The following is a 14,887-nucleotide window of genomic DNA, read 5'->3' on the forward strand; positions in this document are numbered from 1 at the left end:
CGCCGCCGTCAGCATGGATTCGTCCGCGGGCCGCGCGACGACCTCGGCGACCAGCGCGCTGGCGGCATTTTCCTGCCAGGCCGCCACCACGTCCTCCTTGGACGCGAAATAGTGGAAGAAGCTGCGCCGCGACACCTCCGCCGCCGCCGCGATGTCGTCGATGGTCGTGGCCTCGAAGCCGCGCTCCAGGAACAGCGTCATCGCCGCCCGGGTCAGCCGCGCGCGGGTCTCCTGCTGCTTGCGCTGGCGCAAGCCGGTGACAACAGGGGATTTTCCGTCCGCGGGCAATTTCCGGGCAACCTTCGAAGCCTTCAAATCGTTTCACCTCTTGCAAAGTTGCACTCAGTGCACATTTAGATTGGCCGCGGGCCTCATTCCAGCCCCGAACGGAGACATGGCATGACCGACTGGACCACGGCAGACATCCCCTCTCTCGCCGGCAAGACGGCCGTCGTGACGGGGGCGACGGGTGGCCTCGGGTACGAGACGGCGATGGCGCTGGCGGGCGCCGGGGCCATTGTCATACTCACCGGACGCAATGACGCAAAGGGCCTGCGGGCGATCGAAGGCATCTGCGAGCGGTTTCCCAATGCGCTGATCGCCTACGAGCCTCTCGATCTCGCCAGCCTGTCCTCCGTCGCCCATTTCGCCAGGCGCTTCGCCGCCGGCAACGAGCAGCTCGATCTTCTCGTCAACAATGCCGGCGTGATGGCGCTGCCGAAACGCCAGCAGACCGAGGACGGTTTCGAGATGCAATTCGGCACCAATTATCTAGGCCACTACGCACTGACGGCCCACCTGTTGCCGCAGCTTCGCCGCGCGAAGGCGCCGCGTGTCGTCAATCTATCGAGCCTTGCGCACCGCTCCGGCACGATCAATTTCGACGATCTGCAAGGCAAGCATTCCTATCGTCCGTGGCGCGCCTATTGCCAGTCCAAGCTGGCGATGCTGATGTTTTCGCTCGAATTGCAGCGTCGCAGCGACGCGGCCGGCTGGGGTGTGAGCAGCATTGCCGCGCATCCCGGCTTTGCGCGCACCGACCTCATTGCGAACGGGCCGGGCGCCAACACGTTCCAGTCGCGGATCGGCCGGCTGCTCCAGCCGCTGTTCAGCCAGTCCGCGGCGGAGGGCGCACTGCCAACGCTGCTCGCCGCGACTTCCCCCGCGGCTGAGCCAGGCAGCTATTACGGCCCGAACGGATTCTACGAAATGAAGGGGGCGCCCGCGGCGGCGAAGATCATGCCACACGCGAAGGATTTCGCCACCGCTGCCATGCTGTGGGATGTCTCGGCGACGCTGACCGGTGTATCCTTCGACGAGATCGCGGCCGCGGCGTGAGCCGCGAGCCCGCCAGGAACATCCCGATGCAAGTCATCATCTTCGGCGCCACCGGCATGGTCGGGCAGGGCGTTTTGCGCGAATGCCTGGTCGACGCCGGCATCGCCCGTGTGCTCGTGGTCGGCCGCAGCCCGACGGGGGTGCGCAACGCCAAGCTCACCGAGATCATCCACGACAATTTTCTGGACTATTCAACGATCGAGGCCCAGCTCACCGGCTTCAATGCCTGCTTTTTCTGCCTCGGCGTCTCCTCCATCGGCATGAGCGAGCAGCGCTACCGCCACCTCACCTATGACCTCACGCTCGCGGCTGCGACGACGCTGGCGCGCCTCAATCCGCAGATGGTCTTCACCTACGTCACCGGCGCCGGCACCGATTCCACCGAGCAGGGTTCGCGGATGTGGGCGCGGATCAAGGGCAAGACCGAGAACGATCTGCTCAAGCTGCCGTTCAGGGCCGCCTACATGTTCCGGCCCGGCGCGATCCAGCCGCTGCACGGCGCCCGTTCCAAGACCGTTTGGGTGCAGGCGGTCTATTCCGCAACCGGGCCGCTTTGGTCCGTGCTGCGCCGGCTCTCGCCGCGGCTCGTTACTTCGACCGAGCAGATCGGCCGCGCCATGATCCGCGTCGCCCGGGAGGGGTATCCGCGGAAGGTGCTGGAGATGGAGGATATCAATAGCCTCTAGCCTGCCGGCCCGTTAGTTTGAGCGGAAATTTCTGGGCCTGTGCGCGTTGAGCCCTGTCCATTCCGAAGGAGAAGCGTTGGCGATGTCGCCCCAGCTCAAACTGATCGCACTCGACGCCGACGATCTCGCCGTGATCTCGACCCATGTCCAGGACGCCCGTGTGCAGGCCTCTGACATCATCTGGCGACAAAGCGAGAAGCGGCTTGTGGTCGGGATGAGCCGGCTGGACTGGGAGCAGACGCTGGAGGGCGAGGCCGAGCCGCGCCGGCTGGTCGCCGCGCTCCGCTTCGACCGCGTGCTCGCCTGCAAGTCGCGCAACATCGAGCTCGCGGCTCCCGACAAGGTCCTGGACCTCGTCGGTATCGAATTTCATCCCCGGGACGGGCGCGACGAGGAGCCCGGCGGCAGCGCCCTGCTCTTGTTCGCCGAGGGCGGGGCTATCCGGCTCGACGTCGAATGCCTGGAATGTGAGCTGACCGACCTCGGGGCCGACGCATTGGGAACGGGGTTGGAGATCGAAGGGGAGGGATGAGGTCACCTGTATACCAGCCGCACCGGCTCAGGCCTGCGCCAGAACGGCGGCTTGCGAGGGTTGACGCCGCTTCCCCGCCGCGCCATTGAGCAGGGGACCTGGTGCGCCAATCCGCCCCAAAGACCAGCCAGAAGCCAAGCCAGACATGCCCGTTCGCCTCGACCGCAGCAGCGCCGATTTTGACCAGCGATTCGCGGCCTTCCTCGCCGCCAAACGCGAGGTCTCGGCCGACGTCGAAGCCGCCGCGCGCGTCATCGTCGACGACGTCGCCAAGCGGGGCGATGCCGCGCTGCTCGAGGCCACCGCAAAGTTCGACCGGTTGACGCTGGATGCGGCCTCCTTGCGCGTTTCGGCCGCCGAAATCGAGGCCGCGAACAAGGCCTGCGATGCCGCGACGCTGGATGCGCTCAAGCTCGCGCGGGACCGCATCGAGATCTATCACCGCCGGCAGTTGCCGCAGGACGAGCGCTTCACCGACCCGCTCGGCGTCGAGCTCGGCTGGCGCTACACTGCGATCGAATCCGCCGGCCTCTACGTGCCAGGCGGCACTGCGGCCTATCCGTCCTCGGTGCTGATGAACGCAGTGCCTGCAAAGGTCGCCGGCGTCTCGCGCCTGGTGATGGTGGTGCCCTCGCCGGACGGCAAGCTCAATCCGCTGGTGCTGGCGGCGGCCTCGCTCGGCGGCGTCACCGAGATCTACCGCGTCGGCGGCGCGCAGGCCGTGGCGGCGCTGGCGCACGGCACAGCGACGATCGCGCCGGTCGCCAAGATCGTCGGCCCCGGCAATGCCTATGTCGCCGCCGCCAAGCGGCTGGTGTTCGGCAAGGTCGGCATCGACATGATCGCTGGCCCGTCCGAGGTGCTGGTGATTGCCGACGACACCGGCAATGCCGACTGGATCGCCGCCGATCTCCTGGCGCAGGCCGAGCACGATGCCAGCGCGCAGTCGATCCTGATCACCGACTCGGCCCGCCTTGCCGCCGACGTCGAAAAGGCGGTCGAGGCGCAATTGAAGACGCTGCCGCGCGCCGCAATCGCCAGCGCGTCCTGGGCCGATTTCGGCGCCATCATCATGGTGAAGAACTTAGGCGATAGCATTCCGCTCGCGGACGCGATCGCCGCGGAGCATCTCGAGATCATGACGGCTGATCCCGATGCGCTCGCTGCGAAGATCCGCAATGCCGGCGCGGTGTTCCTCGGGCCCCATACGCCGGAGGCGATCGGCGACTATGTCGGCGGCTCCAATCATGTGCTGCCTACGGCGCGCTCGGCGCGATTCTCCTCAGGGCTGTCGGTGCACGACTTCATGAAGCGCACCTCGATCCTGAAATGCGGCCCGGATCAGCTGCGTGCGCTCGGTCCTGCCGCGATGACGCTCGGACAAGCGGAGGGGCTGGACGCCCATTCGCGTTCGATTGGATTGCGCCTCAATCTGTCATGACAGAGCTGCCCGAACAGGACGACTCGACCAATCGCATCGTCGGCGTCACGCTCGACGAAGAATCGATCGGCCGTTCCGGGCCTGATATCGAGCATGAGCGCGCGATCGCGATCTACGATCTGATCGAGCAGAACCTGTTCGCGCCCGATGGCGCCGACGGGAAGGGCCCGTTCACGCTGCATATCGGCATCACCGGCAACCGCCTGATGTTCGACATCCGCCGCGAGGACGGCACGCCCGTCGTCGCGCATCTGTTGTCGCTGACGCCGTTCCGGCGGATCGTGAAGGACTATTTCATGATCTGCGACAGCTACTACCAGGCGATCCGCACCGCGACCCCCGACAAGATCGAGGCCATCGACATGGGCCGGCGCGGCATCCATGACGAGGGATCGCGCACGCTGCAGGAGCGGCTGAAGGGCAAGGTGCGGGTCGACTTCGAGACCTCGCGCCGGCTGTTCACGCTCATCACCGTCCTTCATTGGAAAGGCTGATCACGGATGGCTGCGCCCTCACGCGCACGCGATCCGCAATCGGTGCTGTTCGCCTGCGCGATGAACAGCGTGCGCTCGCCGATGGCCGAGAGCCTGTTGCAACACATGTTTCCGCAGGGCCTCTACGTGAAATCGGCCGGCGCGAGGCGCGGCGAGCTCGATCCGTTCGCGGTGTCCGTGATGGCCGAGCTCGGCCAGGACATCTCCGCCCACAAGCCGCAGACCTTCGAGGAGCTGGAGGATTGGGAGGGGCTGAATTTCGACCTCATCATCACGCTCTCGCCCGAGGCGCACCACAAGGCGCTGGAGCTGACGCGGACGCTGGCGGCCGACGTCGAATATTGGCCGACGCAGGATCCGACCACCATCGAGGGCAGCCGCGACCAGAAGCTGGCAGCCTATCGCGACGTCTGCGACCAGCTGTTGATGCGCATCCGGCGGCGTTTTGCCAAGGTGGGCGCGGCGTCAGGTTGATCTCGTGCCGCGGACGCCTCTTTCCCCTCGCCCCTCGTGGGGAGAGAGGCGGGGAAGGCGTAACACCGGCGTCACAGACTGAGGGCACACGCATCTCGGCATCCCCTCGAATCACCAAAGCTGGGGTTCCCGGGTTGTGAAATCAGCCCCCTTCCGATAGGTTCCGCGCGCAATTCACCCCCTGCTCATCCCCCAAATCACCTGATGCTTGGCCGCCCCAAATTCGTACTTGCCTCCGGTTCGCCGCGGCGCCTGTCGCTGCTCAACCAGGCCGGCATCGAGCCGGACGCGCTCCGGCCGGCCGACGTCGACGAGACGCCGAAGCGGGGCGAGCTGCCGCGCGCCTGTGCCAATCGCCTCGCAAGGGCCAAGGCGGACGCAGCGCTGAAATCGGTGCAGCTCGACGACGAGCTGCGTGGCGCCTTCATCCTCTCCGCCGACACGGTGGTCGCGGTCGGCCGCCGCATCCTGCCCAAGGCGAATCTGGTGGACGAGGCGGCGCAGTGCCTGCGGCTGCTGTCGGGCCGCAACCACCGTGTCTACACCGCGATCACCCTGGTGACGCCGCGCGAGGCCTTCCGCCAGCGGCTGGTCGAGACCCGCGTCCGGTTCAAGCGCCTCTCGGAAGATGACATCCAGGCCTATATCGGGTCCGGCGAATGGCGCGGCAAAGCCGGCGGCTACGCCGTGCAGGGCATCGCCGGCTCCTTCGTGGTGAAGATGGTGGGGTCCTACACCAACGTCGTCGGCCTGCCGCTCTACGAGACCACCACGCTGCTCGGCGGCGAGGGCTTTCCGATCCGCTTCGGCTGGCTCAACGCCACCGCGGTGTGAGCCGGCAAGCCGCGGCTCAACAAAATCGCGAAAACAACCCCATGCACGGTAGAATGGCCTGACGGGGCGCACGCGCCGCCGGTACGAGGAACCCGTTTGCCGACAGGCTCTTGAACCCCTTCACTCCGTGCAAGCCGCCGACATCATGGACGCCCCAATCAAAAAGCCCGCCAGCCCGCTCAAAACCTGCCCGATCTGCGGCAAGCCGCAGTCCGAGGCCACCCGTCCGTTCTGCTCGTCGCGCTGCCGCGACGTCGACCTGAACCGCTGGCTGAAAGGCTCCTACGTCATCCCCGGCCGCGACGACGATTTAGATGACCTGGAATAAATAACAATATCAAATGTTTAGCGGATCACGCGAGCCGCCGCGCGCCAGCCGCGGCAGCTTGTGCACAGCCGGGCCGCGCCCGGCGAAGCCTCTTGGCGAAGCCGGGTGGACAGGCCGCCCCTAGCCCACTATAAACCGCCCGCTCGATGGGCTTTGGCCCCTCTCTTGGAGCACGCCCAGGTAGCTCAGTTGGTAGAGCATGCGACTGAAAATCGCAGTGTCGGTGGTTCGATTCCGCCCCTGGGCACCATTCCCCTGACGTCGGACATCCCCGAGATGTGGCTGCTCCCGAGGCACTACCCTCGTTCGCTATACGTGGCCGGCGGCCGCTGATATGATCGTTGGACGGTAAACGGCAGCTCGCCACCACACTTTTTCTGCGATGCCGGCCTTCTGATCGTACCTCGATCCCGCTCGCGCCTTTTCGCGTTGCCTCGACAAGAACGCTGAACAAATCGTCAATGGCTGCCGCGTCCCCGCTCACATTGGGAGATGTGCCATGGCTGCATCGGACTGGCGTCTCGAAGGCGAATGGATGAAGAACTGCACCTGCGCGTTTGGCTGTCCCTGCGATTTCAACGCACGGCCGACCCAAGGCTATTGCAAGGGAATGGTCGCCATGCGGATCGCCAAGGGACATTTCGAAGGGACCAGGCTCGATGGTCTCTGCTTTGCGATCACGGTCGACTTCCCTGGGCCGCTTCATGAGGGCAACGGGACAATCCAGCCCATCATCGACGAACGCGCCACGGCGGAGCAGCGTCAGGCGTTGTTCGATATCTTTTCCGGCAAGCATTCGGCCGAAGGCACGCTTTTCCAGATCGTCAGCATGATCGTTACCAGGATCCACGATCCGGTGTTTGCGCCGTTCGAGTTTTCCTTCGACAAGGAAGGACGCGTCGCAAAACTCGTCGCCAGGGGCGTGCTCGAGACCGATGTCGAGCCGATCAAGAACCCGGTCACCGGTGATCCGCACCGCATCCAGGTGGTCATGCCCGAGGGGTTCGAACATCGGGCGGCCGAGGTCGCATCCGCCAACATCCGCTCGACCGGGGCGATCCCGTTCGAGACCCGGGGTACGCATAGCTCGCTCGCCAATGTCGTGCAGACGCCCGAGGGGGTTGCCGCATGATGCGGCGCTGACACCGACATAAAACCTCGGTGTCAGCTCCTCATCGCTATGGACAAGTCGATGCAGGGGCGCTCGATACTGGAACACCTGCTCCACCGCGACCGGCTGATCGTCGCGATCGGGACTGCCGCAGTGGTGGCGCTCGCCTGGGCCTATCTCGCCGCGGGCGCCGGCATGGACACCGAGATGATGACCGACATGCCGGACATGGCGCCGATGCCGTGGACGCCATTCTATGGCGTGCTGCTGTTCGTGATGTGGTGGGTGATGATGGTCGCGATGATGGCGCCGAGCGCGGTGCCCACCGTTCTCTTGTATGCGACCGTCAAGCGCAAGCAGGAGACCGCCTCCCGCGCCGCAATCGATACCTGGATCTTTCTCGCCGGCTATCTCGTGACGTGGGCGGGGTTCAGTCTCGCTGCGGTCCTGGTGCAAGGAGCGTTCGAACGTTTCGGATTGCTGTCGATGGCGATGGCAAGCACCAGCGCGATTTTGGGCGGCGGCGTTCTGATTGCAGCAGGGCTTTATCAGTTCACGCCTCTCAAACAGGCGTGCCTGCGGTACTGCGAGAGCCCGCTGTTGTTTCTCAGCCGACATTGGCGGCCCGGCACACGCGGCGCATTGCGAATGGGACTTCGCCACGGCAGCTACTGCGTCGACTGCTGCTGGTTTCTGATGGTATTGCTGTTCGTCGGCGGCGTGATGAACCTGGCCTGGATCATCGGCATCGCGCTCTATGCCGCCGGCGAGAAGCTGCTGCCGTTCGGCCGAAGATTGAGCTATGCGGCAGGCGGGGTCCTCATCCTGTCCGGCACGATCGTTCTTGCGCGGGCAATCTGAAAAGCAGGTCCAAAGGCCGCTGAAAATGTGCGGCTTTCGACATGCCCGTGTACCTGATTGCTCAAGGCCAGCCGACCTCCGTGATGATACGGATCCTTTAAGCTGAAGAATTGAGCTTTGCCCAAACACAAACTTAAGGCTGTTTCAGCTACCTTTGCGCTATGAGCAGCACCCGCGCGCCGCTTTCGGCCGCGGGTGTCCCTGTGCAGTCGAGGCGGAGACAAGGCGATGCCAATACTGCGGGCGAGCGCAGTTCTGCCCTGGCGGCCGAAGCGGGGGTGCGCGTCGTGATTCCCGCAGGGGCAGTCCGCAAAGCCGGAAGAACGATCCTGCGGAATGGTCCGCTGCAGATCGCATTGTTCTTTCTGCCCCTGGTCTGGATCGGCTATTTCGCAATCACCGCGTCGGAGCGGATGGATGCGGTCGAGCAGGCGCGGTCGCACGGCGACAGCGTCGCCGAACTGTTCGAGGAAAACACCGAACGCATCTTCGAGCGCGTCGATCAGTCATTGCTGGTGGTGCGAGCGCTCTACGCCCAGGATCCGCTCAGCTTCAGCTTGAAGTCATGGTCGGACACGGCCCGCATTGCGACCGGCGACGTGGTTCAGTTCGCACTGATCGGATCAGACGGATACATGATCGACACGACCGCGGGCTATTCCGGTCCGCCGCTTTATCTTGGCGATCGCGAACACTTCATCAATGTCATGGCGCAAGCCGACGATCGCCTCTACGTTGCCAAGCCGGTGCTGGGACGGGCCTCGAACAAATGGACGATCCAGCTGGCAAGAAAGTTGTTCGACCTCGCGCGGAATCCGGCCGGGGTGATCGTCGGCTCGATCAGCGTCGACGTGGTCGGCAGGTTCTACGACACGGCAAAGCTCGGCGTCGGAGGAACGCTGGTGCTCAGAAATGCGAATTACGTCGTGCTCGCCGCCCGGGGCGTGGACCAGGGCTCCGTGCTGGGACAACGCACACCCAGCCGCGTCGAGGGCGAGCTCGGTGACGGCTTCTATGTGCAATATTGGAACGAGAACCGGCCGAACCGCAGCGACCGGCTGATCACGGCGCGCAGGTCGCGCGCGTTTCCGCTCATCTTCACCGTCGGCATTTCGGAGCAGGAGATTTATTCCCGCTCCGCCTTCAGGCAGAAGGTCTATCTCGGCGGCGCGCTGCTGCTTACGTTCATTATCCTCGCCGCGACGACATTCCATTGGCGACGGCAGCAGGCGCTGGATCGCGCTCACCGCGAGCGGCGCGATTTTGCCAGCAAGTTCGAGGATGCGCTCCGGAACCTTCCCCAGGGCTTGAGCATGTTCGATGGCCGTGACCGCCTGATCGCATTCAACCCGCAATGGCTCGAACTCTATGGCCTCCTGCCGGAAGACATTCGGATCGGCATGCATTTCCGGGATATATTCGCAAAACAGACCGCCGTTCTCGACGTCGAGGCCTATCTCGTCGATTTGAAGAACCGGCTCGCCCGGTCGGAGCAGATCTCGAACACCGTGCAGTTTCCCGATGGACGGGTCGTCTACATCTCCTACGGCCGGCGCGAGGGTGGCGGCTGGGTCGCTACTCATGAGGACATCACCGAGCGCAAGGCGTCGGCGGACCGCATCGAGCGGCTGGCGCATTACGACAGCCTGACCGGCCTTGCCAACCGCAACCTGTTCAAGGAGCGCATCGACGAGGCGCTAGCCAGCTCGCGCCGGCTGGAGCCTGCGTTCGCCGTCCTCCTGCTCGATCTCGACAAGTTCAAGTCCGTCAATGATGCGCTCGGCCATCAATGCGGCGACGCGTTGCTGAAGCAGGTTGCCGACCGGATCAAGGCGCAGATTCGTGATGCCGATACGGCGGCGCGAATTGGCGGCGACGAGTTTGCCGTGATCGTGGCCGCGATGCGCGACGGCGCTGCAAGCCTGGCCGAGCGGCTGGTCCAGGCCATTGCCGAGCCCTATCACATCGATGGCCATCCCGTCGTGATCGGCTGTAGCATTGGCCTTGCGCTCGTGCCCGAGCACGGCACGCGGGTCGATGAGATCCTCCGCAACGCCGATCTTGCGCTCTACAGGTCGAAGAATGCCGGCCGAAGCTGCTTCCACCTCTATTCAGCGGAGCTCAAGGCGGAAGCGGATCAGCGCAACGTGCTCGAGATCGAGCTGCGCGAAGCGATCTGGCGCGAGGAGATGGAGGTGTTTTATCAGCCCGTGATCGAGCTCGGCACCGGCCGGGTAAAATCGGTCGAAGCGCTGGCGCGCTGGCATCACGGCACCAGGGGCTACATTCCTCCGGCTGAGTTCATTGCGGTTGCGGAGGCGGGGGGCTTGATCGTCGAGCTCGGCAATCAGGTGCTTGCCCGGGCCTGTCGCGATGCGATGAGCATGCCGGCCGACGTTAAGGTCGCCGTCAATCTCTCTGCCCTGCAATTTGCCGGCACCAATCTCGTCGACACCGTGACGTTTGCGTTGGCGCAGAGCGGCCTTCCGCAAACCCGGCTCGAACTCGAGATCACCGAGAGCGTATTTCTCGCCGACACCGAGGAGAACCTCAAGACGCTGCAGCGCCTCAAGGCGCTCGGCGTCTCCATTGCCCTTGACGATTTCGGTGTCGGATACTCGTCTTTGTCCTATTTGACGGCCTTTCCTTTCGACAAGGTCAAGATCGACAAATCGTTCATCGACAGGATCGATCGCTGCGAGACCGTCGCCGTGCTGAAGTCCATCGTGCAACTCGCGAAGACGTTGAAGCTCTCGATCGTCGCCGAGGGGGTCGAGTCCTTCGAGCAGGTTAAACGGCTCCAGTCACTCGGCATCCCGCTCGGCCAGGGATTTCACTTCAGCAAGCCCGTGCCGCTCGCCGGCCTCTCGTGGCAGGCTCCCCCGGCGCGACGGAAACGGCGGGCGGCGTGAGCTGAATGCCTCCGGCGTTTGTCATCATCGCCCGCCGCCCAAGAGCAGGAAAGCTGAGCAGGTGAAGCCTCCCTAGGAATAGCTTGGAAGGGGGCAAGACCTGGTGGTCCCCTGGCACGTTCAGCTCCCGCTGAGAGCCGAAGGACCGCACCGCGCGGAGCCAATTCCCGAGCCAAATCGCACCCGCCGATCCTGGCACTCCATTTGCTCAGTCTTGACCAAAGCCGGGCCTCGGCAGGGAGGCCCGTTTCAGGTTGAGGCAAGCGATGCAAGAAATGTCCCGTTCTGGTACTGCCGGAGAACTCCGGCTCGATGCGCTGATCGCCGATTTGTGGTGGCGCGTCCGGCTGTTGAATACCGACATTCTCGAGGAGGAAGCCAAAGCCGGCGTGTTCGACGTGCTTCAGCCGACATATCCGCTGCTTGCACTGAACCTCCGAGCGCGGCGCGACAATCTGGTCTCGACGATCGGCGTGCTCGAGGAGCGTGCGAAATCGGTGTCGGAAGCGGCTTGAGAGCCGCCTCCGGTGACACCGGAAACGTCAGCGAGGTGACTCTTCACGGTGCTGACGGACACGCCGAGCGTCGCGAAGATCGCGTCGCGCGTCTGTCCTTCGCAGGGGGGCTCGACGGACAAGCCGCCATGCGCTTCGTGCTGCGGATGACGCGTGATCGCCGACGTCTCGATCGTCGCCGCGTGATCGCCGACACATATCGTTCCAGCGGGTCGATCTAGCTTGGCGTCAGGTGGCTCGCAGTGATCCACCGGGAAGAGGACAAGACTTATGCGCAATATCATCCTTGTGGCCTTCGCAGCGATCACCCTGGCAAGCGCGGTGACGCCCGCGAGCGCGCTGACCATCGTTCGCGATCATCGCGACCCGCCGATTGTGCGCGACCATCGCAATCAGACCATCGTCAGGGACCACCGCACGCAGCCCGAGGTCCGCGATCATCGCCACTAAACGTCCCGGCGGCGGAGCCGAACCGAACGGGTTCGGCTTCGTCGTCTTGTCGAAAAGCCCGACAATCGTCCCGCGCGCAACGCCGGTGTCCATTCGCGATTGTGAGGCCTGAGCACGCGCCACGCCCGCGCCGCCATGCTATTGCTGCCTCCGCAACTTTCCCGCGAGGCCGCCATGCTCCCCATTCCCGCCGATATCTTCACCGAGCCCGAGGACGTCTCGCCCGACGGCCTTGCCAATCTCGGCCCGCTTCGCCGTCTCGCAGGGCATTGGCAGGCGGACAAGGGCATCGACATCAATCCGAAGGCGGAGGGGCCGGAGCGGCGGACCTTCATCGAGCGCATCCGCATGGACCCGATCGATCCGCAGGCCAACGGGCCGCAGCTGCTGTACGGGCTGCGCTATCACATCCACATCAACACGCCCGAGGAAGACATCACCTTCCACGACCAGGTCGGCTATTGGCTGTGGGAGCCCGCGACCGGGTTGATCATGCAGACGCTGGCGATTCCGCGCGGGCAGGTGCTGCTGGCTTCGGGCAAGGCCGGGCCCGACGACAGGACGATCTCCGTCACCGCAAAGCGTGGCGATACCGCCTACGGGATCTGCTCGACCGACTTTCTGGAACAGGCGTTTCGCACCGACTCCTATCGCTGCGACATCACCTTCAACGACGACGGCAGCTGGACCTATCTGATCCAGACCGAGTTGTTCGTGCGCGGCGCGCCGTTCGACCATCGCGATACCAACACGCTGCAGCTGGTCGCGCCACCAAAGCTCAATCCGCTCGCGGTGATCGTCAACGATCGCGCCAGGAGCGATGAGAAGGGCGATGGGCCGGCAGCCTCGGCCTGAGTGATGCTCGGAGACTTTGCATGAAGCCCTATGTCATCTGTCTGATGCACTCCAGCCTCGATGGCCGCACGCATCCCAGCCGCTGGCGCCCGAAGGGGGCGGGCACGGACTGGTTCGAGAAGATTCATGACGAGCTCGGCGGCGATGCCTGGGTGATCGGCCGCGTCACCGGCTCGGAGTTCGCCAGGGGCCAGCCTTATCCTGCGACGAACGACGCGAAGCTGCCGCGTGAAAACTGGTTCGCGCGGCGGGACGCCAAGACCTATGGAATCGTGCTCGATGCGCGGGGCAAGATCGGCTGGGGCCGCTCGGACATCGGCGGCGATCCGATCGTCGTCGTGCTGACCGAGAGCGTGCCGGATTCGCATCTCGCAGGGCTCCGGGGCGAGAGCGTGTCCTACATCTTCGCGGGCAAGTCCGAGCTCGATCTGGCGCTGGTGCTGGACATTCTCAGCCGCGAGTTAGGGGTGAAGCGCCTGCTGGTGGAAGGCGGCGGCGTCGCCAACGGCGCGTTCCTGCGTGCCGGTCTGATCGACGAGTTCAACCTGATTCTCAGCCCCGCGATCGATGGCGCAGAGGGCGCGCCCTTCGTGTTCTCTTCAACGGAGGCGGACAGCGACAAGCGCGCGCCGATCACCGCGATGACGCTGGAGAGTACGCGCCAGCTCGGCGGCGGTGTCCTGCTGCTGCGCTATCTGATCAAGAACGATCCGCAAGCCGCGAGCCGGTAACGCGCGGCCATGCCCGAGACAACGGAACATATCGTCATCGTCGGCGCCGGCGCGGCCGGCCTGATGGCGGCGCGCGAGCTGGCGCGGTCCGGCCGCAAGGTGACGGTGCTGGAGGCGCGCGAGCGCTGCGGCGGCCGCATCCTTCCGCTGCCGGTTGAGGAGTTCGGCTACCCCGCCGCGGGCGGCGCCGAATTCGTCCATGGCGAGGCGCCGGTCACGCGCGAGCTGCTGCGCGAGGCCGGGCTGTCCCTTCACGAGATCGCGGGCGAGCAGTGGAGCTTTGACGGAATGACGCTCTCGCGCGAGGAGCGCGACGATCCGCACGAGGCGGAGCTTCAGGCCGTGCTGAGGGACTTGAAGGACGATCTCTCCGTCGCCGAGTTCCTGCGCCGGCATTTCGCCGGGGATGACTATGCGCCGATGCGCCAATCGATCGAGCGGATGGTCGAGGGCTATGACGCGGCCGACCCCGAGCGCGCCTCGACGCTGGCGCTGCGTGAGGAATGGATGGATGGCGGGCACGCGCCGCAGGCGCGCATCGATGGCGGCTATGGCGCGCTGATCGACTTTCTGGCCGCCGATTGCCGCAGGTTCGGCGTGACCATCCATCTCGGCTGCGTGGTGTCGGCGATCGAGGAGGGCGGCGACACGGCGGCCGTTCGCTGCGCCGGCGGCGATGTCCACGTCTGTGATCGCGTGATCCTCACCGTGCCGCTGCCGCTGTTGCGCGAGATGGCCCTGCCGGCGAGCGCGCGCGCGAGGCTTGCTGCTGCGGGCGACATCGGCTTCGGCAACGTCATCAAGATCCTGCTGCGGTTTGCGCGGCCGTGGTGGCGCGAGCGGCACCAGGATCTCGCAGCCATGACCTTCCTGTTGTCCGACCGGACCATCCCGGTGTGGTGGACGCAATACCCGGGCGGGCAGGCCGTGCTCACCGGCTGGTTCGGCGGCCCGCGCACGGCGGAGCTGGACAACCTCGATCCGCGGGGACTGATCGATGCCGGGCTCGATTCGCTCGCCGCCATTTTCAAGCTGTCGCGCGAGGACATCGCGCGCGAGCTCGTCGCGGCGGCGGCGACCAACTGGGCACACGATCCCTTTGCCCGCGGTGCCTATTCCTGGGCGACGCCGCGGACGCGTGCGGCACAAGCGATCCTCGCGCGTGCCGATGGCCTGGTGCTGTTTTCCGGCGAAGCTCTCTATCGCGGCCGTGACATGGGCACGGTAGAGGCGGCGCTGGCGAGCGGCCAGGAGACGGCAGGGATGATTTTGCGGGGGTAAGAAAAAGGCCCGCATCGCGGGCCTTTCCTTTTACCAGCGGCTGG

At 65.1% G+C, this 14,887-nt stretch carries 18 protein-coding genes and 1 tRNA gene; 18 read left to right on the forward strand and 1 reads right to left on the reverse strand.

All coding sequences use genetic code 11. From position 1 onward, the window contains the following. Positions 1 to 315: TetR/AcrR family transcriptional regulator (locus tag IC66_RS46615; protein ID WP_157158139.1), on the reverse strand; the 315-nt coding region annotated here is incomplete at its 3' end. An 84-nt stretch (positions 316 to 399) separates the two neighbouring features. Between IC66_RS46615 and IC66_RS0134325 the strand changes: the two genes are divergently transcribed. From IC66_RS0134325 to IC66_RS0134410, 18 genes are all read left to right on the forward strand, one after another. Beyond that, positions 400 to 1,338 carry an SDR family oxidoreductase gene (locus tag IC66_RS0134325; RefSeq protein WP_038950686.1) on the forward strand — a complete coding sequence of 313 codons (939 nt, stop codon included), beginning with the start codon at positions 400 to 402 and terminating at the stop codon, positions 1,336 to 1,338. Between the two features lie 26 nt (positions 1,339 to 1,364). Then, a complete protein-coding gene (locus IC66_RS0134330) occupies positions 1,365 to 2,024 on the forward strand; it encodes an epimerase (protein ID WP_038950687.1) in 660 nt (219 codons plus the stop codon). Positions 2,025 to 2,106: 82 nt separating this feature from the next. Next, positions 2,107 to 2,556 (forward strand): DUF2948 family protein, encoded by a 450-nt coding sequence (locus IC66_RS0134335; protein WP_018321264.1) that lies wholly within the window; start codon positions 2,107 to 2,109, stop codon positions 2,554 to 2,556. 145 nt (positions 2,557 to 2,701) lie between these two features. Further along, entirely contained in the window at positions 2,702 to 3,997 is a 1,296-nt protein-coding gene (gene hisD, locus IC66_RS0134340; protein WP_038950688.1) for a histidinol dehydrogenase, read from the forward strand. Further along, the gene (locus IC66_RS0134345) at positions 3,994 to 4,491 is read left to right on the forward strand and encodes a UPF0262 family protein (protein WP_028140736.1); all 498 of its coding nucleotides are present in this window, start codon (positions 3,994 to 3,996) and stop codon (positions 4,489 to 4,491) included. Before hisD ends, IC66_RS0134345 begins: the two co-directional genes overlap by 4 nt. A gap of 6 nt (positions 4,492 to 4,497) precedes the next feature. Beyond that, on the forward strand, positions 4,498 to 4,965 hold the full coding sequence (locus IC66_RS0134350; RefSeq protein ID WP_028140735.1) for an arsenate-mycothiol transferase ArsC: 468 nt from the start codon (positions 4,498 to 4,500) through the stop codon (positions 4,963 to 4,965). 204 nt (positions 4,966 to 5,169) lie between these two features. Beyond that, entirely contained in the window at positions 5,170 to 5,799 is a 630-nt protein-coding gene (locus IC66_RS0134355) for a Maf-like protein (protein WP_007597557.1), read from the forward strand. Positions 5,800 to 5,944: 145 nt separating this feature from the next. Next, a complete protein-coding gene (gene yacG / locus IC66_RS0134360) occupies positions 5,945 to 6,127 on the forward strand; it encodes a DNA gyrase inhibitor YacG (protein ID WP_028140734.1) in 183 nt (60 codons plus the stop codon). 174 nt (positions 6,128 to 6,301) lie between these two features. Further along, positions 6,302 to 6,377, forward strand: a tRNA-Phe gene (locus IC66_RS0134365). A 249-nt stretch (positions 6,378 to 6,626) separates the two neighbouring features. Then, on the forward strand, positions 6,627 to 7,259 hold the full coding sequence (locus IC66_RS0134370) for a DUF1326 domain-containing protein (RefSeq protein WP_028140733.1): 633 nt from the start codon (positions 6,627 to 6,629) through the stop codon (positions 7,257 to 7,259). Positions 7,260 to 7,319: 60 nt separating this feature from the next. Then, positions 7,320 to 8,099 (forward strand): DUF2182 domain-containing protein, encoded by a 780-nt coding sequence (locus IC66_RS0134375; protein ID WP_063712072.1) that lies wholly within the window; start codon positions 7,320 to 7,322, stop codon positions 8,097 to 8,099. Between the two features lie 356 nt (positions 8,100 to 8,455). Next, a complete protein-coding gene (locus tag IC66_RS42820) occupies positions 8,456 to 11,011 on the forward strand; it encodes a bifunctional diguanylate cyclase/phosphodiesterase (protein WP_162130969.1) in 2,556 nt (851 codons plus the stop codon). Positions 11,012 to 11,277: 266 nt separating this feature from the next. Next, on the forward strand, positions 11,278 to 11,526 hold the full coding sequence (locus IC66_RS0134385; protein WP_028140731.1) for a hypothetical protein: 249 nt from the start codon (positions 11,278 to 11,280) through the stop codon (positions 11,524 to 11,526). Continuing rightward, on the forward strand, positions 11,523 to 11,747 hold the full coding sequence (locus IC66_RS47275) for a hypothetical protein (protein WP_028140730.1): 225 nt from the start codon (positions 11,523 to 11,525) through the stop codon (positions 11,745 to 11,747). The genes IC66_RS0134385 and IC66_RS47275 overlap by 4 nt, the downstream gene beginning before the upstream one ends. 49 nt (positions 11,748 to 11,796) lie before the next feature. Beyond that, positions 11,797 to 11,976, forward strand: coding sequence for a hypothetical protein (locus IC66_RS0134395; protein ID WP_028140729.1), 180 nt, complete (start codon positions 11,797 to 11,799; stop codon positions 11,974 to 11,976). A gap of 174 nt (positions 11,977 to 12,150) precedes the next feature. After that, positions 12,151 to 12,831 (forward strand): FABP family protein, encoded by a 681-nt coding sequence (locus tag IC66_RS0134400; protein ID WP_028140728.1) that lies wholly within the window; start codon positions 12,151 to 12,153, stop codon positions 12,829 to 12,831. A gap of 20 nt (positions 12,832 to 12,851) precedes the next feature. Beyond that, positions 12,852 to 13,562 (forward strand): RibD family protein, encoded by a 711-nt coding sequence (locus IC66_RS0134405; RefSeq protein WP_038950693.1) that lies wholly within the window; start codon positions 12,852 to 12,854, stop codon positions 13,560 to 13,562. A 9-nt stretch (positions 13,563 to 13,571) separates the two neighbouring features. Further along, the gene (locus tag IC66_RS0134410; protein ID WP_038950694.1) at positions 13,572 to 14,843 is read left to right on the forward strand and encodes a flavin monoamine oxidase family protein; all 1,272 of its coding nucleotides are present in this window, start codon (positions 13,572 to 13,574) and stop codon (positions 14,841 to 14,843) included. The last annotated feature ends 44 nt before the right edge of the window (positions 14,844 to 14,887 follow it).

The sequence above is a fragment of the Bradyrhizobium genomosp. III genome, assembly GCF_000261705.1.
Lineage (GTDB): Bacteria > Pseudomonadota > Alphaproteobacteria > Rhizobiales > Xanthobacteraceae > Bradyrhizobium > Bradyrhizobium ottawaense.